General features: G+C 47.9%; 24 protein-coding genes. 21 read left to right on the top strand and 3 right to left on the bottom strand.

Translation table 11 applies throughout. The features are described from left to right. Positions 1-183 precede the first annotated feature (183 nt). From ACFTRD_RS04600 to ACFTRD_RS04615, 4 genes are all read left to right on the top strand, one after another. On the top strand, positions 184-1,227 hold the full coding sequence (locus ACFTRD_RS04600; protein ID WP_379377946.1) for a metallophosphoesterase family protein: 1,044 nt from the start codon (positions 184-186) through the stop codon (positions 1,225-1,227). Positions 1,228-1,269: 42 nt separating this feature from the next. Next, positions 1,270-2,127: a DMT family transporter gene (locus tag ACFTRD_RS04605; protein ID WP_379381183.1), complete on the top strand. Its 858-nt coding sequence runs from the start codon at positions 1,270-1,272 to the stop codon at positions 2,125-2,127. A 271-nt stretch (positions 2,128-2,398) separates the two neighbouring features. After that, positions 2,399-2,950 (top strand): nucleotidyltransferase family protein, encoded by a 552-nt coding sequence (locus ACFTRD_RS04610; protein ID WP_379377947.1) that lies wholly within the window; start codon positions 2,399-2,401, stop codon positions 2,948-2,950. A gap of 52 nt (positions 2,951-3,002) precedes the next feature. Then, on the top strand, positions 3,003-3,734 hold the full coding sequence (locus tag ACFTRD_RS04615) for a YdcF family protein (RefSeq protein WP_379377948.1): 732 nt from the start codon (positions 3,003-3,005) through the stop codon (positions 3,732-3,734). Between the two features lie 100 nt (positions 3,735-3,834). Here ACFTRD_RS04615 and ACFTRD_RS04620 read toward each other — a convergent pair whose 3' ends face one another. Then, on the bottom strand, positions 3,835-4,182 hold the full coding sequence (locus tag ACFTRD_RS04620) for a helix-turn-helix domain-containing protein (protein ID WP_379377949.1): 348 nt from the start codon (positions 4,180-4,182) through the stop codon (positions 3,835-3,837). 441 nt (positions 4,183-4,623) lie between these two features. On the opposite strand from ACFTRD_RS04620, the gene ACFTRD_RS04625 reads away from it, so the two are divergent. The 16 genes from ACFTRD_RS04625 (at position 4,624) to ACFTRD_RS04700 (ending at position 18,320) form a co-directional block, all read left to right on the top strand. Further along, a complete protein-coding gene (locus ACFTRD_RS04625) occupies positions 4,624-5,181 on the top strand; it encodes a DJ-1/PfpI family protein (RefSeq protein ID WP_379377950.1) in 558 nt (185 codons plus the stop codon). Between the two features lie 40 nt (positions 5,182-5,221). Next, positions 5,222-5,743 (top strand): hypothetical protein, encoded by a 522-nt coding sequence (locus ACFTRD_RS04630; protein ID WP_379377951.1) that lies wholly within the window; start codon positions 5,222-5,224, stop codon positions 5,741-5,743. Positions 5,744-5,825: 82 nt separating this feature from the next. After that, positions 5,826-6,716 (top strand): TIGR01777 family oxidoreductase, encoded by an 891-nt coding sequence (locus ACFTRD_RS04635; RefSeq protein WP_379377952.1) that lies wholly within the window; start codon positions 5,826-5,828, stop codon positions 6,714-6,716. 227 nt (positions 6,717-6,943) lie between these two features. After that, positions 6,944-7,945 (top strand): beta-ketoacyl-ACP synthase III, encoded by a 1,002-nt coding sequence (locus ACFTRD_RS04640; protein WP_379377953.1) that lies wholly within the window; start codon positions 6,944-6,946, stop codon positions 7,943-7,945. Further along, a complete protein-coding gene (locus ACFTRD_RS04645; protein WP_379377954.1) occupies positions 7,935-9,230 on the top strand; it encodes an ATP-grasp domain-containing protein in 1,296 nt (431 codons plus the stop codon). Before ACFTRD_RS04640 ends, ACFTRD_RS04645 begins: the two co-directional genes overlap by 11 nt. Next, positions 9,227-10,222: an NAD-dependent epimerase/dehydratase family protein gene (locus tag ACFTRD_RS04650; RefSeq protein ID WP_379377955.1), complete on the top strand. Its 996-nt coding sequence runs from the start codon at positions 9,227-9,229 to the stop codon at positions 10,220-10,222. Before ACFTRD_RS04645 ends, ACFTRD_RS04650 begins: the two co-directional genes overlap by 4 nt. After that, positions 10,216-11,076, top strand: coding sequence for an MBL fold metallo-hydrolase (locus ACFTRD_RS04655; RefSeq protein ID WP_379377956.1), 861 nt, complete (start codon positions 10,216-10,218; stop codon positions 11,074-11,076). Before ACFTRD_RS04650 ends, ACFTRD_RS04655 begins: the two co-directional genes overlap by 7 nt. Then, complete coding sequence (locus tag ACFTRD_RS04660) at positions 11,073-12,389, top strand: F390 synthetase-related protein (protein ID WP_379377957.1); 1,317 nt, start codon at positions 11,073-11,075, stop codon at positions 12,387-12,389. The genes ACFTRD_RS04655 and ACFTRD_RS04660 overlap by 4 nt, the downstream gene beginning before the upstream one ends. 68 nt (positions 12,390-12,457) lie before the next feature. After that, positions 12,458-13,411 carry an SDR family oxidoreductase gene (locus tag ACFTRD_RS04665; RefSeq protein WP_379377958.1) on the top strand — a complete coding sequence of 318 codons (954 nt, stop codon included), beginning with the start codon at positions 12,458-12,460 and terminating at the stop codon, positions 13,409-13,411. 41 nt (positions 13,412-13,452) lie between these two features. Beyond that, positions 13,453-14,034, top strand: coding sequence for a DJ-1/PfpI family protein (locus tag ACFTRD_RS04670; RefSeq protein ID WP_379377959.1), 582 nt, complete (start codon positions 13,453-13,455; stop codon positions 14,032-14,034). Further along, positions 14,031-14,597, top strand: a complete 567-nt coding sequence (locus ACFTRD_RS04675) for a GNAT family N-acetyltransferase (protein ID WP_379377960.1) — start codon at positions 14,031-14,033, stop codon at positions 14,595-14,597. Before ACFTRD_RS04670 ends, ACFTRD_RS04675 begins: the two co-directional genes overlap by 4 nt. A gap of 11 nt (positions 14,598-14,608) precedes the next feature. Further along, positions 14,609-15,493, top strand: coding sequence for a serine/threonine-protein kinase (locus ACFTRD_RS04680; protein ID WP_379377961.1), 885 nt, complete (start codon positions 14,609-14,611; stop codon positions 15,491-15,493). A gap of 280 nt (positions 15,494-15,773) precedes the next feature. After that, a complete protein-coding gene (locus ACFTRD_RS04685; RefSeq protein WP_379377962.1) occupies positions 15,774-16,466 on the top strand; it encodes a GNAT family N-acetyltransferase in 693 nt (230 codons plus the stop codon). A gap of 16 nt (positions 16,467-16,482) precedes the next feature. Further along, a complete protein-coding gene (locus ACFTRD_RS04690) occupies positions 16,483-16,872 on the top strand; it encodes a hypothetical protein (RefSeq protein WP_379377963.1) in 390 nt (129 codons plus the stop codon). Positions 16,873-16,952: 80 nt separating this feature from the next. Continuing rightward, complete coding sequence (murI, locus tag ACFTRD_RS04695) at positions 16,953-17,738, top strand: glutamate racemase (RefSeq protein ID WP_379377964.1); 786 nt, start codon at positions 16,953-16,955, stop codon at positions 17,736-17,738. 30 nt (positions 17,739-17,768) lie between these two features. Next, a complete protein-coding gene (locus ACFTRD_RS04700; RefSeq protein ID WP_379377965.1) occupies positions 17,769-18,320 on the top strand; it encodes a histidine phosphatase family protein in 552 nt (183 codons plus the stop codon). Positions 18,321-18,390: 70 nt separating this feature from the next. Here ACFTRD_RS04700 and ACFTRD_RS04705 read toward each other — a convergent pair whose 3' ends face one another. Both ACFTRD_RS04705 and coaA read right to left on the bottom strand, forming a co-directional pair. Next, positions 18,391-18,753: a DUF423 domain-containing protein gene (locus ACFTRD_RS04705; protein WP_192265363.1), complete on the bottom strand. Its 363-nt coding sequence runs from the start codon at positions 18,751-18,753 to the stop codon at positions 18,391-18,393. 63 nt (positions 18,754-18,816) lie between these two features. Further along, positions 18,817-19,746 (bottom strand): type I pantothenate kinase, encoded by a 930-nt coding sequence (gene coaA / locus ACFTRD_RS04710; RefSeq protein WP_379377966.1) that lies wholly within the window; start codon positions 19,744-19,746, stop codon positions 18,817-18,819. Between the two features lie 193 nt (positions 19,747-19,939). Here coaA and ACFTRD_RS04715 point away from each other — a divergent pair, with 193 nt between their 5' ends. Further along, the gene (locus ACFTRD_RS04715; RefSeq protein WP_379377967.1) at positions 19,940-20,725 is read left to right on the top strand and encodes a DUF3891 family protein; all 786 of its coding nucleotides are present in this window, start codon (positions 19,940-19,942) and stop codon (positions 20,723-20,725) included. Positions 20,726-20,768: the final 43 nt, after the last annotated feature.

Here is a 20,768-nt window from a genome sequence, read left to right on the forward strand (position 1 = left end):
GATATCACCATGGATATTTGATCTATAGGCGTAATCTGGGCAAAGGTGGAGCGTCCAATGACTCAGTAACTCATGAGCAAGTTTAAAATTGGAGAGAAGAGTTTGCCAATTTTGAGATGGAAAGAAGGAGTGATCCCGTTCTTAATATGTATTGACAGTAATATGATGTGAGGATAATATCATATGAAACAACGTAAAACCACAATAAACAACATTGAAAACTTTAATCCATATTCCATGGATCATCAGGGAGGAAAAAGGGTGAAACGTCAGCTTGCTTTTCAAGAAAATGGAACCTTCAAAATCGTGCAGTTTACAGAATTACACTGGAAGGACGGGCGGACTGAAGATCTTCGGACCCGGAAATTGATGAAAACGGTAATTGAAGTGGAGCAACCCGATATGGTTGTATTTACAGGCGATGTCATCTACACGGGACCTGTCGATCCTGGCAATAAGGAATGTGAACATCCAGAGCAGGCATTCCGGGATGCCGTATCGGTGGTGGAAGAGTGTGGGATTCCGTGGGCTTTTGTGTATGGCAACCATGACACGGAGAATCGGATTACCCCCGATGGATTAATGGATGTGATTCAAGAACATGCGCATACTGTGACGGAACCTGGGCCGGGTGAGATTGCAGGATTGGGCAATTACACACTGGAGATTGCCGGAGCGGATGGCAATCCGGCGGCAGTGTTGTATTTACTCGATTCAGGGAGCTATTCCCCGTTCGAGTCCATTCCCGGTTATGGCTGGATTCAGCCTAATCAGATCCAGTGGCTGATGTCTGAATCCACACGCGTCAATCCCGGCCGCAGCCGCGGGGATAAGCTTCCAGCCTTGGCGTTTTTCCATATCCCGATTCCTGAATATCAGTCCATGTGGGACACACAGATCTGTTACGGCAGCAAGTACGAACCTGTCTGCTCTGCCCAAGTGAACTCGGGTTTGTTCTCGGCACTGCTGGAGATGGGCGATGTGATGGGGACCTTTTGCGGGCATGATCATGTGAATGATTTTCAGGGGACTTACCATGGTATTCGTCTCTGCTACGGCCGTTCAAGTGGACACAGTACATACGGGAGGGAAGGCATGCTGCGCGGAGGACGGGTCATTCAATTGCAGGCGGGACAACGCAGCTTTGATACCTGGCTTCGCTTGAAGGACGGATCTGTTGTGAGGGAACAGCCAGAACATCAACCTGAGGGCGGTTTGGCACATTAGAGAATATAGAAGAGCAAGGGATTAGAGAGGAACGTTTTGATTATGATTTTACCTGTATTTCTGGTGCTCGCTTCCGGGATGGCTCACGCTGTCTGGAGTATGTTCACCAAACGCAGTTTGAACAAAAGTGTGTTCTTATGGTCCATCATGATGATTCCGACCGTAATTCTCCTGCCTGTGCTTATCGTGGAGTTGGTACGGGTACCATTATCCATGCCAGCCTATGCACTGCTTGTGCTATCCATGGCGCTGCAAGCGTTGTATTCCTGGCTGCTGTCGCAGACGTATGAATTGGGCGATTTGTCGCAGATTTATCCGATTATGCGGGGAACGAGCACCTTGTTAGTGCCTTTGATCGGGGTTGCTTTTCTAGGGGAAACGTTATCACTGTTCGGCTGGGTCGGTATTGCCTGCATGATCGTTGGATTTACGGTACTTAGTGGTGTGGGAAGCAGAGACGGCAAATCTGGCTCAAGGGTAACAGGATCAAAGCCGGTTCTGATGGCCTTATGTGTCGGGTTATGTACAACCAGTTATGTGTTCGTGGACAAATTAAATCTAGAGCATATTTCACCCCTGTCGTTACTTGAAGTGACGAACATTGGCTTTGTTGCCGGATTGACTCCGGCGCTGCTCGCTTCCCGCCAACTGCGTCAGGAGTGGAAGAAGAATCGATCGACCATTATGCTGGGAGCACTGCTGAATCCGGGCTCGTACTTGTTGTTTCTGTTTGCATTACAGCAGGCACCGATGGCCAGGTTGGGTCCGCTTCGGGAAGTGGGGACGGTATTTGCGGCCTTCCTCGGTATTTTGTTACTGAAAGAACAGCAGGGGAAGAAGCGTATTCTCTGTTCCATCGTTATTTTTGGCGGCATATTGCTGATTGGCATGTGGGGTTAGTGGAATTCCAGTAGGCTTAATTCCTTTATTCAATCTCCTCATTTAATCCCCTCAGGGTAAATGATCTTTAGGAACATCTGTTCAGATGAGCTTAGGATTACTGCCTGAGGGGATTTGTTTATTTTATTGCAGGTACTCAAACATGATATATTGGAAACAAGCAGTTGTCGGTAAAGTAAAGTAAAAGTAAAAGTAAAAGTAAAAGTAACAGTAACAGTAAGCAATGATAGCTCTACGATTAAAAGGGCAGAGTAACAAGGAGAGGCGCTATATGCTGCATGAGGACAAGTTGATCCAGGCGATTACGGAGCATGAAAAATTAATGCACGACCTGCGGAGGGTTCGCAGTCTTGATTTGCCTCAGTGTTACATAGGTGCGGGGTATATTCGCAATTATATCTGGGATGCGCTTCATGGCTATTCTCTTCGTGAACTGCACAGCGATATTGATGTTGTATACTACGATACGGAAGACATGCGACAGGAGCGGGATCTGCTGCTGGAGCAACGGCTTCGCGAGGAGACAGGCAATTCCAAGTGGTCGGTGAAAAATCAGGCGAGGATGCATCTGCGCAACGGAAACGAACCCTATCAATCCACAGAAGATGCTCTTCGATATTGGCCAGAAATCGTCACAGCCATAGGTGTGCGGTTGGATGAACAGGATCAGGTGGGCATCTGTGCCCCGCATGGGCTGGAGGATCTGTATGGGTTAATCGTGCGGCAAAGTCCTTTTTTCTCGGATGCAGACTATTATAATCAGCGTGTAGAGAAGAAGTACTGGCAACAACAGTGGCCTATGCTTACAATCATAAGATCCTGAATCAAGGGCATGTGACGGAAGTGCAAGCTCAAGAAGGAGTGTTACTGGATTTATGAAAAAGTTTATACAAGAAAAAGGCCTGATCCTTGATCTTATTTTCATTGCATGTTTTGTGTTTTTTCTGGTCTTCTGGGGCTGGAACTTCGCGGTGAAGTTTTTTGGCATGATCACTGTTGCTTTTATCGTGCTAAGGCGAATTGATTATCAAAAGCATATTCTGCTGAAACGTATTCTGCTTACCGGCTTCGGGATTGCTGCGGTTTCATTTGTCATTATCGAAGCCCTTGTATTTACTCAGCTTAACGCGAATGATCCGGAAGAAGCGGACTATGTCATTATTCTCGGCTCGGGCATCAAAGGAACGGAATTGTCATTGACTTTGAAACAAAGGCTGGATGCCAGTCTGGACTATATTCGCAGTCATCCTCATACGCCAGTGATTGTATCCGGGGGTCAGGGGCCGGGGGAATCCATTCCGGAAGCACTTGCCATGAAAAACTACCTTGTTGATCAGGGGATCAGCCCCACACAAGTCATTATGGAAGATCGATCGACAAGCACTCAGGAGAATATGGCTTTTTCCAAAAAAATCATTGATGCATCCGGGCTGGAGCATCCCGAGATCATGATTGTCACAAGTGATTACCATATGTTCAGATCCAAGTATTTGGCCGCCAAGAACGGTTTCGCTGCCGAATACGGCATTTCTGCTCCTTCACCGGGTTATCTGAAACCGATTAATATGATCCGAGAGTATTTTGCAGCGGTTAAAGCATTTATCTAATGGATAATGCGCAAATTCAGAGATGGATTGCAATTCCAAAGAGATATCGAGCCAAAAAAGGCAACGATCAACTCCTAATCGAGTGAACGTTGCCTTTTTGTTATTTCTTATCGTACGTGTTGAAAATTTCAGTGATCACATTGAGAGCCATAGCTATTTCATGCGGTTCATGGGTTCTCAGAATGGTAATCAGTTTCTGGATGTTAGTATCTTCATAGGAGAGTGCCTCATTTTCATTCACATATGTAAATAATTGATTAACACCGACATCGAGAGCATCCGCGATTCTATCCAAATTTTTTAAAGAGATGTTACGCTCCGCCCGTTCAATGAATCCGATATAACTTGTATTAAATCCTGCCTTTTCAGCTAGCGCTTCTTGAGATAGATCCCTGGATTTCCGAAGATCTCTTATTCTTGCACCAACTAACTCCAAAAGTTCTGACATATGTACACCTCTCTTTAATTAGAAGTGTAGAGAAAGAATAGAGGTTGATTAACCAATACTTAATATGTAATTTGATTAAAAAACTACTATATAGTAATATTTTATCTATATCTTGCCCAAAACATAAAAAATACATACCATTTTGTTTTGTACAGAGAGTAAAACGGATAAAGGAGTTGATGGACTTGAATGAAATGTACTCCTTCATGAATCGGCAGATTGATAAACCTTTATTGTACTTAACTGATGAGATTTCCAATTTGAAACTCCCTGAAAATTTACACGACTTTTTGTTTGAATTCGACAGCCTCCGTACGCCAAAGCGGCCTACAAGGGGCTGTTTTTTGTTGGAACACGCCATCAAACGAAAGAATCTTGTACAATGAGGTAGTTGGAGAAATAAAACATAAATAGGGAATATACGGAAGGGGTGCGGCTGATTTGAAAACATACATATTATTATTTGAAGGATACGTATCATTTGAGATTATGTTAGCCAGCTATTTTATGAAAACGCAAGGAGAAATCATGGCGGTGGCGTTGGAAAAGGGACCGTTAAAGTCATATGAGGGATTTTCAGTTAATCCCTCTGTTCTATTAAATGAGATTGATCCATCTGAAGTGGACCTTTTCATCATTCCTGGAGGAGATGTTACGGAAATGTTGCAACGTCCGGACTTGATGTACTTCATCAAATTACTTAATGAGCGCAAGACGCCTATTGCAGCCATCTGTGCAGGAACATTGTTGTTCGGTCAAGCGCAAGTATTGGAGAGCAGATCATTTACAACCAATGCTGAATCGGAGATGAGAGCAATCACTGCCCAAGGAACATATGTGAACGAAGGCGTTGTTGTGGATGGACATATCATTACAGCCAAGGCTAATGCTTATGTGGATTTTGGAATCGAAATCGGTAAAGTTATGAATATCTATTCAGGTCCTGAAGATCTGGAAGAAACGATTCAAGTGTTCAAATATTTCAACGCCAAATCATGATATAATATACGTCATTAATAGAAGAACGATGTAGGAGTGAATGATCATTACAGCATATATGTTACCTGCTCTCTATGAGCAAAAGAAAGTTTCTGCGCATGACATGGAAGAGGTTTTGCGTCTATTGGCACACGCACCATTACTATACGATGACGGGCTGACCATTCAAGTTCAGGACTTCATGGATGGATTGGAGATCGAGCTTGAGCATGAGGTGCGACGTGCAGTAATCGAGCTGTATGAGCTGGCAGTGCAAGCATGCCGTCCCTTCTCCGATCCATTTGCATATGAGCAGCTTCAGGATGCACTTGGATTACAGGCTGAACTATGGCAGGAAGAAGTACTAACGCTTGCCGAATGGATGGAATGGTTGAAGCAGATCGGTAAAGGACAAAGAAAACTGCCGGAATATGATTTTACAGCCATGCTGGGGACTTTGCCTGAAGGATTTATGATTCATGATTTTCATGACGAGCTCCGCTACCAGTTGGAGCAAAACCCAGCGAACGCATGGGCGATGGAAGAACGCAATCGCTTATACGCAGCATTGGGCGTAAATTAAAATCAAACAAAACGGTCAGAGACGGTGTTAGTTCATATATAGCGTACTTGCTTTACCCAGTATGGGGAAATGAGGGGATACCGTGAAAAAGGTTGTGTTGGCGGGTGGAACAGGGTTTGTTGGTCAGGATTTTGCCCATAGATTCAAGGAACTTGGTTATGAGGTGCTCATTATCTCACGTCAGCCCGGTCATATTGCCTGGGAGAACCAGGCTGGAATCAACCAGGCACTTGAAGGTGCAGAATTGCTGATTAACCTGGCCGGAAAATCCGTAAACTGCCGTTACACGGACGCGAACCGCAAAATCATTTTGGAATCCAGAACACGCACAACCCGCATTTTGGGCGAGTCTGTTCTGGCTTGCAGCAATCCTCCTGAATTATGGATTAATTCGAGCACAGCCACGATATACAGACATGCAGAAGATCGCCCCATGACGGAGAAAGAGGGCGAGATTGGCTCCGGGTTCTCGGTGGATGTCGCCAAGGCGTGGGAAAAGGCTTTTTTTGAATTCAGTCTGCCGTCTACACGTCAGATTGCATTACGGATTGCCATTGTGCTCGGAGAAGGCGGCGTCATGGAGCCACTAACCAATCTAGTCCGCTTTGGGCTGGGTGGATCACAAGGATCTGGAACCCAGCAGTTTAGCTGGATTCATATCGAAGATTTGTTCCGCATGGTCATCTATGTTCAGCAGCATCCGCAGCTGGAGGGTGTATTTAATGCATCCTCTCCGCATCCTGTTACGAACCGCCAGCTTATGGAGAGTCTGCGGCGGCAGATGGGAGTTCGGATTGGAATTCCTTCACCTCGCTGGATGCTGGAACTGGGAGCGCGATTCATTCGGACCGAAACTGAACTGGTTCTCAAAAGTCGTTGGGTGATTCCCGAAAGGCTGGAAAGAGAAGGATTTACATTCAGATATGATACGCTCGATCTTGCACTGGCCGAGATTTTGAAGCAGGGGAAATAGCATGTGCTGGATTCATAAAATCAAAATAACATTAAAAAGGGATGTTCCTCGTCATGCTCATGACTTATGGTACAGCCCCTTCTGCCGTATGTTCCTTCTTTAAAAAGGAATCAAATAATCTTGGGATACTGCGATCGAAAGGTTGTCCTGTCATAAGAGTGTCAGTGTAGATATTCATTAGTAGAACTTATATCGATCAGTCAGAAGAAGAGAAAGAGGTTAGTCATATGCAGCTTAGAAGAGTGAGAATTGTTGGAACAGGCAAGTATTTGCCTGAACAGGAAGTAACCGACGAGGAGCTGGATCGCCGTTTGCACGTGCCTGCGGGCTGGGTCAGCCAAGCAACAGGTGTGGGTGTGCGTCACTATGCTTCGGGTGCAGAGACCTCTTCATTCATGGGAGCGAGAGCTGCTGAAGCCGCACTTGCGGATGCAGGACTGACGTTTGCAGATATAGACTGTCTGGTGTGTACGAGCGGTACGAAAGAACAACCTTTACCCAGTACGGCGGTATTCATTCAGCAAGCGATGGGGGAGCAGGATTCAGGTGTACCCGCTTTTGACATGGATGCGACGTGCTTAAGTTTCCTGAACGGGCTGGATGTCATTTCCTATATGGTGGATGCCGGGCGTTATAAAAGGGTGCTGCTTGTAGCTACGGAGATTGCTTCCAAAGGATTGAATTGGTCTGATAAGGAAAGTGCTGCCCTGTTCGGTGACGGAGCCGCCGCCGTCATTATTGAACGCACTGCTGAAGGGGAGTCTTCGCAGATTGTACATGCTTCCCTGAAAACGTACAGCCGCGGCGCACGATTCTCGGAAATTGCCGGTGGAGGCACTCGTCTGCATGCCTCGAATTATGTGGCAGAACAGCCGGCGCCCTATCTTTTTCATATGGATGGACAGGGCATCTTTCGCATGGCTTCCAGATTGCTGCCGGCATTTATGGACGATATGTTGCAGGCAACCAGTAATCAGATGGGGGATTTCCAATTGGTGATTCCGCATCAGGGAAGTGCGATGGCGATGCGACTGATTCGCAAAAAGCTGGGGATATCGGAGGACCGTTTTATGGACATTACACGAAATCACGGCAATACGATTGCCGCTTCCATTCCGATGGGGCTGCATGAGGCGATCAAGCAGCAGCGCATTCAGCGGGGAGATCGGGTGTTAATGATTGGTACAGCCGCCGGATTGTCACTGGGAGGACTCATTTTTGACTACTAGGTTCACGAAGAATGGACATCAAGCATCCCCATCCTTTAATGTGCTGCTCACGGGCGGCCGGGCCCCGGTAACACTGGATCTGGCGCGTATGCTTCATCGTGCGGGTCACCGGGTATACATCGCGGAGAGTGCGGGGCGCCATCTGTGCAGATTGTCCAGCACGGTGGAGCGGTGCTTTATTGTCCCATCTCCACGTCATGAAACAGAGAATTACTTGTTCGAAATGGAGGGTCTGGTTCAAGCATGGCAGATCGACTTGTTGATTCCGATGTGTGAGGAAGTTTTTTATATTGCTCAAGGAGCAGGGAGGCTGGGCGATCACTGCCGTGTACTTGTCTCGTCTTTGGAGCAACTGCACGAATTGCATCATAAATATGACTTTATCCAGCTTGCAGCATCGCTTGGTCTTTCGGTCCCGGATACCCGTCTGATCAACAGTCGGCAGGAATGGATGGAACTGCAGGCTGTTCTGGAAATGGAGGGGGAATGGGTATGGAAGCCCGTGTACTCCCGATTTGCCGCTAGAGTTCGTATGCCGATATCCTCCACAACAGCTTTTAATGGAGCAGGACCTGATCAGAAGGCATACGCAGATAAAATGAAGCAGCACCGTTTACAGTACGATCCTCCTGGTGACGAGGAAATATCCGCGGCTTCTCCTTGGGTTGCACAGGCCTATGTTGCCGGTCCAATGTTATGTACATACAGCGTAGCGTACGAAGGGCATATCGTTGCACATACCACCTATGAAAGCCGCTACCGAACGGGCAGCGTGGGGGCCAGTGTTTATTTCGAACATGTGGAGCATGAAGGAGTTTACAAGTGGGTAAGTCAATTTGTGCAGGCGACCGGGTTTAGCGGACAGATTGGTTTTGATTTTATCGAAACAGAGGACGGGCACTTGTATGCCATTGAATGTAATCCGAGGGCGACGAGTGGGATCCATTTGTTTCACCATGGAGACGAGTTGGTGCAAGCGCTGATTGCGCCTGATAAGCTAGTGAAAGAAGGAACAGTGGTCATCCCCAAGTTGGGCAGTAAAGCGATGCTGATGCTTCCGATGCTGGGAAGTGGATTGCAGCAACTCTTGCAGCCAGGCAGCTTGCGAGCATGGATGACCGCTTGGCGAGGAACGAGGGATGTAGTGTACCTGAGACATGATGCGAAACCTTGGTTTGAGCAATTCGCGGTTGTACTGTCCGCCTGGCGGCTGGCAAGGAAACATAAACTTTCGCTGACTGAAGCTTTGACTCACGACATAGAATGGAACGGTGAACAACGATGAATAGAGCATTGGTTACAGGAGCAACCGGATGTCTGGGCAGGCATCTGGCGATACGGCTTGCTGAGCAAGGTTGGGAAGTTACGGGTATGGGACGCCAGCAACAGCACGGTGCAGAGCTTGAGGCGGCAGGCATCCGATTTTATAACGGGGATCTACGGGATCAGGCGGCGGTGAATGAGGCCTGTTCGGGTCAGGATATTGTGTTTCACTGTGCGGCATTATCGTCGCCATGGGGGAAGTATCGGGATTTTTACAGCAGTAATGTGGAGGGCACACAGACTTTGGTGGATCGATGCATGAAAGGTGGCGTACAGCGATTCATTCATGTATCGACACCGAGCGTATATTTTAACTACAGTCCGCGATATGACATACACGAGAATGATCCTTTGCCCTCCAAACCAGCCAATCATTACGCAGCCACCAAGCGGCTTGCTGAACAAGTGGTTTGGCAGGCTCATGCCAATGGACTTCCATCGATCATGATTCGTCCCAGAGCCATATTCGGCCCGTACGACCAGACGCTTTTTCCCAGAATCGTTGCAGCCAACGCCAAATCAGGCGTGCCCATGATCGGAGGCGGACAGGCATTAATCGACCTGACTTGTGTGGATAACGTGGTGGATGCGCTGTTGTTATGCCGGGATGTCGGGGCTGAAGCGCTGGGCCATGCCTACAATATCTCCAATGGAGACCCGAGACCGTTCCAGGATTTGGTGAGCAGGTTGTTTGGAATGCTGGAAATGCCTTTACGCCGTCGGAATATACCCTACAGAGCAGCATACGGAGCAGCCGCAGTGTTGGAAGTTGCACACCGCTTGATTCCTGCGCTCGGTGAACCTCAACTGACACGGTATACCGTTGGCTCCTTATCCATCCCGCAGACGCTGGATATTACAGAAGCCCGGGAGAAGCTGGGGTACGTGCCTCGGGTGTCCATTGATGAGGGGTTACAACAATTTGCAGACTGGTGGAGGGCTGAATCATGCTGACAACCACATCGGTAAAACTTCATCTGGGCGCAGCAGGTTACTGCACGCATCCGGAGTTTCTGACGCTGCGTGGTGGACGGTTGCGTCCGGTGGCTTTTCCGGCAGGCTTTGCCTGCATCATTCACCCTGTACATGGTCCGATTCTGCTGGACACGGGATATAGCTCCCGTTTTTTCAAGGAAACTACACACTTGCCAAACGCACTGTACCGCCATATTACCCCTGTGGTATATCGTGAAGAAGACAGTGCGGTGCATTTTCTGGCCCGTATAGGGCTGAAAACTTCGGATATCCGGTACATCATCCTCTCGCATTTTCATGGGGATCATATCGCCGGTGTGCGGGATTTCCCGCAGGCGCAGCTGATCTATCTGCCAAGCGCCTATGACGCCGTGCGTTCCCTTGGCCCGATTGCAGCTGTTAAGGCAGGGTTCCTGTCCGGGCTGCTGCCAGAGGACTTTGATGCCCGCTCATTGCCTGTTACGAAGCAGCCGGTGCGATGGATGAGAGCGGGCGAGGATTTTCCTTTTTCCGAGGTATACGACATTTTCGGTGATGGCAGTCTGCTGGGAGTTGACGTATCTGGTCATGCGGAAGGCATGATGGGCATTTTGCTCGGTACAGAGGCGCATGACTATTTTCTGTGCGCGGATGCGGTGTGGTCGAGTCGTGCTTTCCAGGAACAACGCAGACCTCATGCGCTGGCTGGAATTATTATGTCAGATCGTCTGGCTTATCGAAGGAATTTTGACAGACTGGTGCAGCTGCATCAGCAGTTTCCGGCGATTCGGATTGTGCCCAGTCATTGCCGCGCGGCGTTGAATGCTTGGGGTACAGGGGCTGAGGATGTATGAGTAATACACTGCGTATTGTCTATCATTATTTACTTGCACGGGGATTGAGAAAATGGAAAACACGAGCGCAGCTTGAACGCTGGCAGGAACGCCGGATCATTCGGCAAGTGGAACGGGTTCGTGAAAAGTCACCATTTTACCGGGAGTGGTGGGGTGATGTTGATGCATCCAACTGGAGAAGCTTTCCGCTAATCGACAAAACGATCATGATGCAGCATTTCGATCGGCTCAACACGGTGGGCATTTCCAGGGACGAAGCGATGGCTCTCGCCGGGGAAAGCGAGGAAACGCGTAATTTCAAACCATCCGTTCAGGGCGTGACGGTAGGTTTGTCCTCGGGCACGTCAGGCAACCGGGGGGTGTTCCTGGTGAGTGATCAGGAGCAGGATGCGTGGACAGGGACAGTGCTGGCCAAGCTTCTGCCTGGCGGACTGTGGAAGCCTGCCAAGATCGCCTTTTTCCTGCGGGCCAACAGTAATCTGTATGAATCGGTGCAGCGGGGCAAGCTGCAATTTCAATATTTTGATCTGCTGGAGCGTGTCGATACTTTGGTTAAACGTATGGAAACATACCAACCCACCGTGTGGGTAGCGCCGCCCTCCATGCTGAGAATGCTGGCTGACGCCTATACGTTAGGCACATTGACCGCCGTACCGGACAAAATCATTTCGGTAGCCGAAGTGCTGGACCCGCTGGATCGCAAGGTGCTGGAGCATGTCTTTGGACAGACCGTTCATCAGGTCTATCAGTGTACGGAGGGGTTCCTGGGTGCAACCTGTCGCTTCGGCACTCTGCATTTGAATGAAGACATCGTTCATATTGAAAAAGAGTTCATTGATCCCCGCACCCGGAGGTTCGTGCCCATTATCACGGACTTCTCCAGAACCTCACAGCCGATTATCCGGTATCGGCTGAACGACATTTTGACGGAGGCGGCGGTGCCGTGTGCCTGTGGTTCTCCGTTTACGACCATTGAGCGGATCGAAGGACGCTGTGATGACACGCTTTATTTTCCACATCGACAAACGGGTGAAGCCGTACCTGTATTTCCGGACTTTGTTACGCGTGCGGTGATTGCAGCCTCTCCGGCGATCGAACATTATCGTGTTGTACAGCGAGGTAGCGGGACGCTGGAAATATCGCTTCGGCTCAGAGGAGGAAAAGGGATGCAGCAGGTTGAGGTTGATGTGCGGCGTGAGCTGATGAAGCTGGGAGCGCGGCTGGAATGTGAAGCACCCGAGATCAGATTTGTTCCTTATACGTTTGAAGCGGGAGTAACGAAGCTGCGCAGAGTGGAGAGACAGCTTGGGTAAAGCGTAATGCTGACACTGCTGATATGCACTGCTACATCCTGTGCCGGGAGCTGTGTGAGTATGTGGGGATGCTGAATCTACTGAGGGAAGAGGTGAAGCAGATGACAGAACAGGAGATACAGACAGAGGATGAACATATACGGGGCGAAACAGGATCAACAGTGAAAAGGTTGAAGGAAGTTGACCCGAACGCTCCGGTGGCGTTAATTACGGGTACATCAAGTGGATTCGGCATGCTTACGGCGATTACCCTTGCGAAGCAGGGATATCGTGTTGTGGCAACGATGCGTGATCTGAGTCGAAATACAGAGTTGGCAAGGCTGGCGGAGCAGGAGGGTATCTCGGATTGGTTACAGGTTATTCGTCTGGATGTGACCGATGCTGAATCGGTACAGGAGGCTGTTAAGACAGTACTTCAGAACAATGGGCGGATCGATATGCTGGTGAACAATGCGGGATTTGCGCTTGGCGGATTTATTGAGGAAGTAACCATGGACGATTGGCGTAGACAAATGGAAACGAATTTCTTTGGCGTAATTGCCGTTACGCGTGCGGTCCTGCCTGTCATGCGTGAGCAGAAGCAGGGATTAATCATCAATTTGTCCAGCGTCAGTGGATTGTCTGGTTTTCCGGGTTATGCGCCGTATGCTGCATCCAAATTCGCTGTGGAAGGTTTCACGGAAAGTTTGCGTCATGAGATGAACTCGTTTGGGGTTCGGGTTGTATTGGTAGAACCAGGTGCTTATCGCACACCCATCTGGAATAAAGGTTTGGGTGAAATTCACAGGAGCGATCATTCTCCCTATAAAGATAAGCTGGATGCGGTTCTTCGCTACTCCCAGCATGCTGGAGAGACTGCGCCTGACCCGCAAGAAGTGGCCGATCTGATCACCCGCATTGCACGGATGCGTGCACCAAAGCTTCGTTATGCGCTGGGCAAAGGCTCGCGTTTGCTTATTATCGGCAAATGGCTGCTTCCATGGAAATGGCTGGAGTGGATGATTGCGCGTGGACTGAAATAGGACCCTCTAAAAACACTTTAAAAACACTGGAGGACTTTCACATGAAAATCGCTTTTGTTTTGTTTGATGGTTTAACTTTCCTTGATTTTGCAGGATTTTATGATGTGACCAATCGGTTGAATTTCTTTGAACAAACCAAAGGCACAACGTGGGAAACATGTGCGATGACAGATCAGGTTACGGACGAATCAGGCCTAACGTTGAAGGTGGACCGGGTGAAGCCTAATTTGGCGGAATATGATCTCGTTTTTGTACCTGGTGGCATGGGAACGCGGAAGCTTCGATTCGATGAGGCTTTCATAGGGTGGCTTCGACAGGCTGAGAATGTTCCGCTGAAGGTGTCCGTGTGCACAGGCTCTCTGCTCATGGGGGCGGCAGGTTTTTTATCAGGTAAAAAAGCAACGACGCATCCCAATGTCTATGATTTGCTTGAGCCTTACGTAGATGAGGTCATTCAAACCCGGATTGTGAAACACGGAAATGTAATTACAGCCGGAGGGGTAGCGACGTCGATTGATCTTGGAATCTATGTCGTAGGTTTGCTTGCAGGCCAGGAAGCCGCAGCGAATGTGAAGCTCCAGATCGATTATCCTTATGTGATGCAGGGAGTGGTTGAAGAATGAATGAAAGTCAACAGGAGAACGTGTTCATCCTTCGCAATATACACAGAGATGAGGCAGAACAGTATTGGCCTTTGCGGCTGGAAGCACTGAAAAACCATCCGGAAGCCTTCGGGGCTTCATTTGAATTGTCGATTCAGCTTCCCATGAGTGAAGTCCAGGAACGTATACATAATGAAGCTGATGATTACATTCTGGGGGCTTTCACAGAAGAAGGCATCCTCGCAGGAACGATGGGATTCAAACGGGAACATGGTCTTAAGCTAAGGCACAAAGGATACATCTGGGGAGTCTATGTTTCACCACTATATCGTGGATGTGGACTTGCTTCCCGATTGCTCCGCGAAGTGTTGGATCGGGGCAGGGAACTGGAAGGCATAGAGCAAATCAATCTCAGTGTGGTTACCACAAACGAGTCAGCAAGGCGATTGTATGAGCAGTATGGATTTGAAACCTATGGCATTGAGCGTAATGCGCTGTTCGTTCAGGGAAAAGGCTACGATGAAGCGCATATGACGTACTTTTATACTGATTGTTTGAATGAGAGTGTTGAGCATGTTAAATAAGGTGGTGACATATGACGGACACGGTTCAGCTTGAACTTGACGGCATTTCTTTTGAGTTAAAAGAACCTCATTCATTCGAGTGGATCACGCGCTTGGGTACCGTATTTTGTGTGTTTGATCAGCAGGATTCCGGTAATTTGTCCTTTGGTGTTCTGGGTCAGGACGGAGAGAGGTACTTCGTGAAATATGCTGGAGCACGCACGATCCATGCAAATAGTTCAGGGAGCCCTTCCCAAGCAATTGACAATCTGAAATCATCCGTTTCAATATATGAAGATTTGGCACATGACACATTAATTCATTTAAAAGACCATTTTGCAACGGAACATGGCTACGTCTGTGTACTCGATTGGGTGGAAGGGGAATGTCTGCATTCCCACTGGGATTATCCACCGCCAGCCAAATATGAGGACCCTCGTTCGCCGTATTATCGTTTCAGACAGCTCTCGGTAAAGACACGCATTCGGGCGATGGAGCAAATTCTGGATTTCCATATTGAAGTGCAGCAGAGAGGATATGTGGCCGTTGATTTTTACGATGGCAGTTTGATCTATGATTTTGACAAACAAACGATGAAAATATGTGATATTGATCTGTATCGAAAGGGTTCTTTCATGAATACGATGGGACGGATGTGGGGTTCATCCCGCTTTATGTCTCCTGAGGAATTTGAGTTGGGTGCGCCAATGGATGGGGTCACGAATGTGTTCAATATGGGAGCAATGGCTTTCTCACTGCTTGGTGGAGAGCTGGATCGTTCGTATGCCCGATGGGATGCCGGAGAAGCATTGTACCAGGTGGTTGTTCGTGCGGTTAATCCAGATCGTACTCAGCGATATGAGTCGGTTACAGAATTAAGTGATGCTTGGAAAAAAGCTGTGATGCAGGATAAATAAGCTATATTGGATCGTTGTATGGCTCGTAAAATTCTCACGTATATTACACATTCGCAATTGCGCAATCTTCATTCGTATCTGGAAGGGATATACCGTATAATGGAAATTAATGAGGGGGTGCTTGTTAATGTGCAGATACGCCATGTCAGGACCGTACAAAGACATTTATGCCTGTTTTGATCGTGATAAATCACCAAACAAACCTCCTGGCATGATTTGACTGCTGCAGGGTTAAGAAAATGGATATGCTTGAATTTCTGCAAAGGATGATTCGGTAAATATGAAGAGCTTGTCCAACATTTTACCCATGGATATGATGAAAATACAGGCAGATACATTGTATATGATGGACGACCAGCACCGTCTTTTAAGCATTAACGAACCGGATGGCGGGCAGGCTCCAGCCTTATTTATTGGAATAACTTCTGCCGGGCAATGTTCCTATTATCATGAGCAGTTGCCATCCAATCTGATTAATGAGCTTGGCTGTGACGCTGAGCTTCCGCTTGATATTTCGAAGCTGATTCAAAGGGTAGGGACTTTCAGGCCAGTGAAGAGTGTATGGATGGGCCCGGCTTATACATTTCCCGAGAAGTGTGGCGAATGGCATCCAAATGTTCAGCTTATAGGTAATCATTGTACCTTTCGGCTGGAAGAGCATTTTCCTGAATTAATAGAACAGCTGCATGAGAAAATGCCTGTTGCCGCTTATGTCATTGAGGATTCGGCTGTCGCTGTATGTTGTTCAGCCCGTGTATCCGCACAGGGGGCTGAGGCGAGTCTGTATACGGCACCTAGTTTCAGAGGACAGGGGTATGCAGCAGAGGCGGTAAAGTGCTGGCAGGTTCATGTTAAAGAGAGCGGGCGAATTCCGATCTATAGTACATCATGGGATAATATAGCTTCGCAGACGGTTGCCCGGAAGCTCGGACTCATCCAGTTTGGTGTGGATTTCAGCATCACGACGTCGTAGGGGCAGGAGTGATTCCATGAATCGTAAACATATTGCAAGTGGTATAGTGATACTATGTACAGCATGGACGTTGGCAGCATGCTCGAATCAGGCAGAAAGTCAGGACGTAACCTGGAAGATTGAAAGCAACCTTCAGCAAATCGTGAACGGTCCTGAGATGACTCTGACCAGCAGTAATCCAGGTGATTATATTGCTGCTAACACAGAGGCGTATGTTCAGATTCTGGATACTGGTGAAGAGGGGCTGAACGTCCTGATTCAGCAGTTGGAGTCAAGCTTGAACGACGGGCTGAAGGAATGGGTCATGGCTCAGGCGAGTGTGGAACTGCTTGGAGCACACAATCCGGTGGAAAACTGGCAAAGTGGCAAAGACTGGCTCAGACAGTATAAAATGAATGTAGAATAACATAACTCACCTCCAGTCATCATGAGCAGGAATGAGAGGTTCCAGGAACCCGAAAGAATACACGTATAGAGGTGAAACCCTTGAAGAAGAAAATTGCATTTTTTGACTCGGGAATCGGTGGTTTAACCGTCTTGCATAAGGTTTTGCATCAATTCCCTGAAGAACAGTTTCTGTATTATGCAGATACACTGCATGTTCCTTACGGGACCAAGTCTGCGGATGAGGTTAGAGGGCATGTTTTCGATTGTGTGGAGGCTATTGTTCAGGAAAATGTGCAAGCGATCGTGATAGCCTGTAATACAGCAACGAGTCTGGCTGTGAAGGATTTGCGTGCCAAGTACGATATCCCTGTCATCGGGATGGAACCCGCTGTGAAACCGGCAGTGGAAATGAATCGGAAAAGCGGCAAAAGAGTACTTGTATTTGCTACAGCCCTGACCTTGAGTCAAACGAAATATCATGAATTGGTATCCCGAGTGGATGATCATCACAGCGTGGATTCCATTCCGCTGCCTGAACTCGTGGAGTGGTGTGAGCAGCTGGAATTTGACCCGCAGAAGATTGCAGCGTATTTCCGCCTAAAACTCGCTGATCTTGATCTGAATTTATACGGTACCGTTGTACTGGGCTGCACGCATTATCCGTTCTACACATCCATTCTTCGATCGGTTCTGCCCAATCATATCCAAATTATTGATGGCAGTACGGGGACGGTTAACCGCTTGAAGCAGCTTCTTGGATTGGGCAATCAGACGGGTGCGAATACAGAACAGCAAATTACATTTCTGAGTTCGTCTGGTCGTGCGGAAGACTTGGAAAATATGAGCATCGCGCTCCGTTATCTGGAGATACAACATTCCTTGTAAGTTAAACGAGAGGAGGTGAGGTAAACGGCTATGGAGTCTGTTTATCTTATTCGTCACGCCAAAGCAACAGGACAAAAGCCGGAAGACGGACTTACAGACGAAGGACTTCGTCAGGCAGAGGAGCTTGCTGAGAGGCTGGCAGCGCACCATATCGAATACATCGTGTCCAGTCCATGGAAAAGGGCCCTGCAGACCGCTGCACCACTGGGCAGAGTCGCCCTTCAACATATACATACGGATGAACGTCTTCAGGAGAGGGTTCTGAGTACCCTTCATCTGGATAACTGGTTGGATGTGCTGGAACGTACATATACCGACGAGGATTGGACAGAAGAAGGCGGGGAGTCTACGCGCTTCGCTACAGCGCGGGGACTTGAGGTGCTGGGGGAGCTATGGAATCGATCGGAACGCAGTTCTGCGGTGATCACACATGGCAATATGTTATCCCTTTTGCTTCGCAGTTACGATGCATCCTTTGGATTCGAAGATTGGAAGAACCTCACCAATCCTGATGTATATGTCATGAAAAAACAGCCTGGGGATGATACCTCTTACAGCATTCGCCGTATATGGCCAGATTAAATTTAAAGAGAGTGTTCCAGCGACAGTGATGATCGGCTAGAACACTCTCTTCCATTTATACAATTATGGTCTACAATACGGCAATGATTAACACGACCCATCCAGCCAGGAACGCTACTCCGCCCAGAGGTGTGATGGCTCCCAGTTTGCGGACACCTGTTACGCTCAGTACGTACAGGCTGCCCGAGAATAGAAGAATACCGGCAAATAACAGCCATCCGGCGAGCAAAATGAGAGAAGCTTGATCCTGTCGATCAGCGAGCAGTCCAAGCAGGATGATCCCAAGTCCGTGAACCAGGTGATACTGGACGCCGGTCTCATATATTTTGATCATGTCAGCAGACATTTTGCGCTTGAGCGCATGTGCACCAAAGGCGCCCAGGGCAACAGCAAGAAACATCATGATACTTCCGAGTATAACCAGGGTCTGCATGTGTCTTGTCTCCTTTTAATTGGGTATTAAGCAGTACAGCAGGATGTCTGCCTGTTGTTACGATTACAGCTTGCGCAATCGGATACGCTGAATGGAATGATCGGCTTCCTTTTTCAAAATCAGTCGGGCTCGTCCTTTGGTTGGCAAGATGTTTTCGTGCAGGTTTTTGGCATTGATATCTTTCCAGATCTGACTTGCCATAAGTACAGCTTCTTCTTCTTCCAGATTGGCAAAACGGCTGTGGAAGAAGGAATTCTTATTCTGAAATGCTGTATTTCGCAGCAACTTGAAACGCTCAATGTACCAGTGGCGTATATGATCCTCCTCGGCATCGATATAGATGGAGAAGTCAAAAAAGTCACTGACGAGCAGCGGGGTTTCCTTCTTGACCTGGAGCACGTTAATTCCTTCAATAATGAGGATATCGGGTTGACAGATGGCCTTTTCCTCACCTGCAATGACATCGTAGGCAAGATGGGAATATACGGGAGCCATCACTTCAGGTTTGCCTGATTTGACGTCACCCATGAATTGAATAAGGGATTTGATATCATAACTTTCCGGGAATCCCTTCCGGTTCATGATGTTTTTCTCTTGCAGCACAGCATTGGGATACAGGAAACCATCTGTAGTAACCAGATCCACCTTGGGACGTCCTTTGCCTCTGGCAAGCATAGCCTGGAGCAGGCGGGCCGTTGTGCTTTTGCCTACGGCAACACTTCCCCCAATGCCAATGATATAGGGAGCGGGGTGTGCTTCTTTTTTTATAAAAGAGGCCGTTAAACGATTCAGCTCTCGTGAAGCTCTTGCATATAAGTTAATAAAGTGGGTAAGAGGTAGATAAATATCCTCAACTTCTTGAATGGATACCTCTTCATTTAATCCCTTTAGCTGTTCCAATTCCGCTTCCGTTAGTGGAAGAGTGGTCTGATGTTCCTTCAAGTCAGCCCATTCCTTGCGGTTAAACTCGATGTAAGGAGAGTATAAATTCATGAGATCCCGCTTTCTGTATGTAATGTTATGTTGGCACAACCTTTAGTGTACCAAATTTCAGGGAACTGACAACACTTTTACCTTGATGGCACCCTTGTATATTCCCTGAAAGTTGAATGAAAAGCAACTTATAGGAAAGTTTAAACCAATTTATGTTAAAGTCAACGTATACCATGCGGAAGGGTGACAGCAAATGATCGTATATGAGAGAGAGCATGATTTTGTTTTGACCGCGCAGCATGAGCATGGACTAGTAGCCGGAGAAATGGCTTCCCATTGGAAAACGGAGTTGCTCGCCGATGCAGCGCATCGGGAAGAACTGATTATTGCTGCAAGAGAGCATGATCGGGGATGGATTGAACTGGATGCTGCTCCTTTCTGGAATGATTATAGTCAGACACCGTATTCGTTTCGTGATTTTCCGCTGCGTCCGCGATTTGTATTTTACCGTAAAGGCATTGAAGAAGTGCGTGAGAAAAACCTGTACGCCGGGTTGTTATGCAGCATGATGTACACGGAGTTGTTTCAGAACAATCTGGGTGCGAACGCGCATGATGATGAAGACATCAGGGAGTATCTGAACGTTGAACGGGAGTATCAGTTAAGCTGGGAACAGCAGCTTGGTGATCGTGAGGCATTGAAACAAAGGCTGAAAAGTGATGTGGAAATCATGCTTTTTTGTGACCAGCTGAGTCTGTTTCTCTGTATGGAGGAACCTGGAACACCTGCTGCGCGGTATGATTTCTTTGCCGATGGACTCGGTTGTACCTTTGATGCGTGTTCAAGACAGCCGATTCAGGCGGAATGGCTCTCCAACGAGAAAGTAGGGATATCCTTTGTGCCGTTTGACGAAGACTTTACCGTTACTATGCCTTACAAATCGGTACCGAAAGCGAGCATTCGCAAGTTCGGTATGCTGCAGGCATATCGCCGAGCGGAGTGGAAAGAACGCCGGGTATTGATTACAGGCATGAGCTGAAACGTGTGCATATCCCAATGCTTCGGGACACAAGAAACAAGCA

The sequence above is a fragment of the Paenibacillus sp. NPDC056933 genome (assembly GCF_042674385.1).
In the GTDB taxonomy this organism is placed as follows: domain Bacteria; phylum Bacillota; class Bacilli; order Paenibacillales; family Paenibacillaceae; genus Paenibacillus.

Bases quoted from the DNA above. Each gene is read 5' to 3' on its own strand.
- ACFTRD_RS04600 (WP_379377946.1), top strand. From the start codon at position 184: ATGAAACAACGTAAAACCACAATAAACAACATTGAAAACTTTAATCCA.
- ACFTRD_RS04605 (WP_379381183.1), top strand. From the start codon at position 1,270: ATGATTTTACCTGTATTTCTGGTGCTCGCTTCCGGGATGGCTCACGCT.
- ACFTRD_RS04610 (WP_379377947.1), top strand. From the start codon at position 2,399: ATGCTGCATGAGGACAAGTTGATCCAGGCGATTACGGAGCATGAAAAA.
- ACFTRD_RS04615 (WP_379377948.1), top strand. From the start codon at position 3,003: ATGAAAAAGTTTATACAAGAAAAAGGCCTGATCCTTGATCTTATTTTC.
- ACFTRD_RS04620 (WP_379377949.1), bottom strand. From the start codon at position 4,182: ATGTCAGAACTTTTGGAGTTAGTTGGTGCAAGAATAAGAGATCTTCGG.
- ACFTRD_RS04630 (WP_379377951.1), top strand. From the start codon at position 5,222: ATGATCATTACAGCATATATGTTACCTGCTCTCTATGAGCAAAAGAAA.
- ACFTRD_RS04640 (WP_379377953.1), top strand. From the start codon at position 6,944: ATGCAGCTTAGAAGAGTGAGAATTGTTGGAACAGGCAAGTATTTGCCT.
- ACFTRD_RS04650 (WP_379377955.1), top strand. From the start codon at position 9,227: ATGAATAGAGCATTGGTTACAGGAGCAACCGGATGTCTGGGCAGGCAT.
- ACFTRD_RS04655 (WP_379377956.1), top strand. From the start codon at position 10,216: ATGCTGACAACCACATCGGTAAAACTTCATCTGGGCGCAGCAGGTTAC.
- ACFTRD_RS04660 (WP_379377957.1), top strand. From the start codon at position 11,073: ATGAGTAATACACTGCGTATTGTCTATCATTATTTACTTGCACGGGGA.
- ACFTRD_RS04665 (WP_379377958.1), top strand. From the start codon at position 12,458: ATGCTGAATCTACTGAGGGAAGAGGTGAAGCAGATGACAGAACAGGAG.
- ACFTRD_RS04670 (WP_379377959.1), top strand. From the start codon at position 13,453: ATGAAAATCGCTTTTGTTTTGTTTGATGGTTTAACTTTCCTTGATTTT.
- ACFTRD_RS04675 (WP_379377960.1), top strand. From the start codon at position 14,031: ATGAATGAAAGTCAACAGGAGAACGTGTTCATCCTTCGCAATATACAC.
- ACFTRD_RS04680 (WP_379377961.1), top strand. From the start codon at position 14,609: ATGACGGACACGGTTCAGCTTGAACTTGACGGCATTTCTTTTGAGTTA.
- ACFTRD_RS04685 (WP_379377962.1), top strand. From the start codon at position 15,774: ATGAAGAGCTTGTCCAACATTTTACCCATGGATATGATGAAAATACAG.
- ACFTRD_RS04690 (WP_379377963.1), top strand. From the start codon at position 16,483: ATGAATCGTAAACATATTGCAAGTGGTATAGTGATACTATGTACAGCA.
- ACFTRD_RS04700 (WP_379377965.1), top strand. From the start codon at position 17,769: ATGGAGTCTGTTTATCTTATTCGTCACGCCAAAGCAACAGGACAAAAG.
- ACFTRD_RS04705 (WP_192265363.1), bottom strand. From the start codon at position 18,753: ATGCAGACCCTGGTTATACTCGGAAGTATCATGATGTTTCTTGCTGTT.
- coaA (WP_379377966.1), bottom strand. From the start codon at position 19,746: ATGAATTTATACTCTCCTTACATCGAGTTTAACCGCAAGGAATGGGCT.
- ACFTRD_RS04715 (WP_379377967.1), top strand. From the start codon at position 19,940: ATGATCGTATATGAGAGAGAGCATGATTTTGTTTTGACCGCGCAGCAT.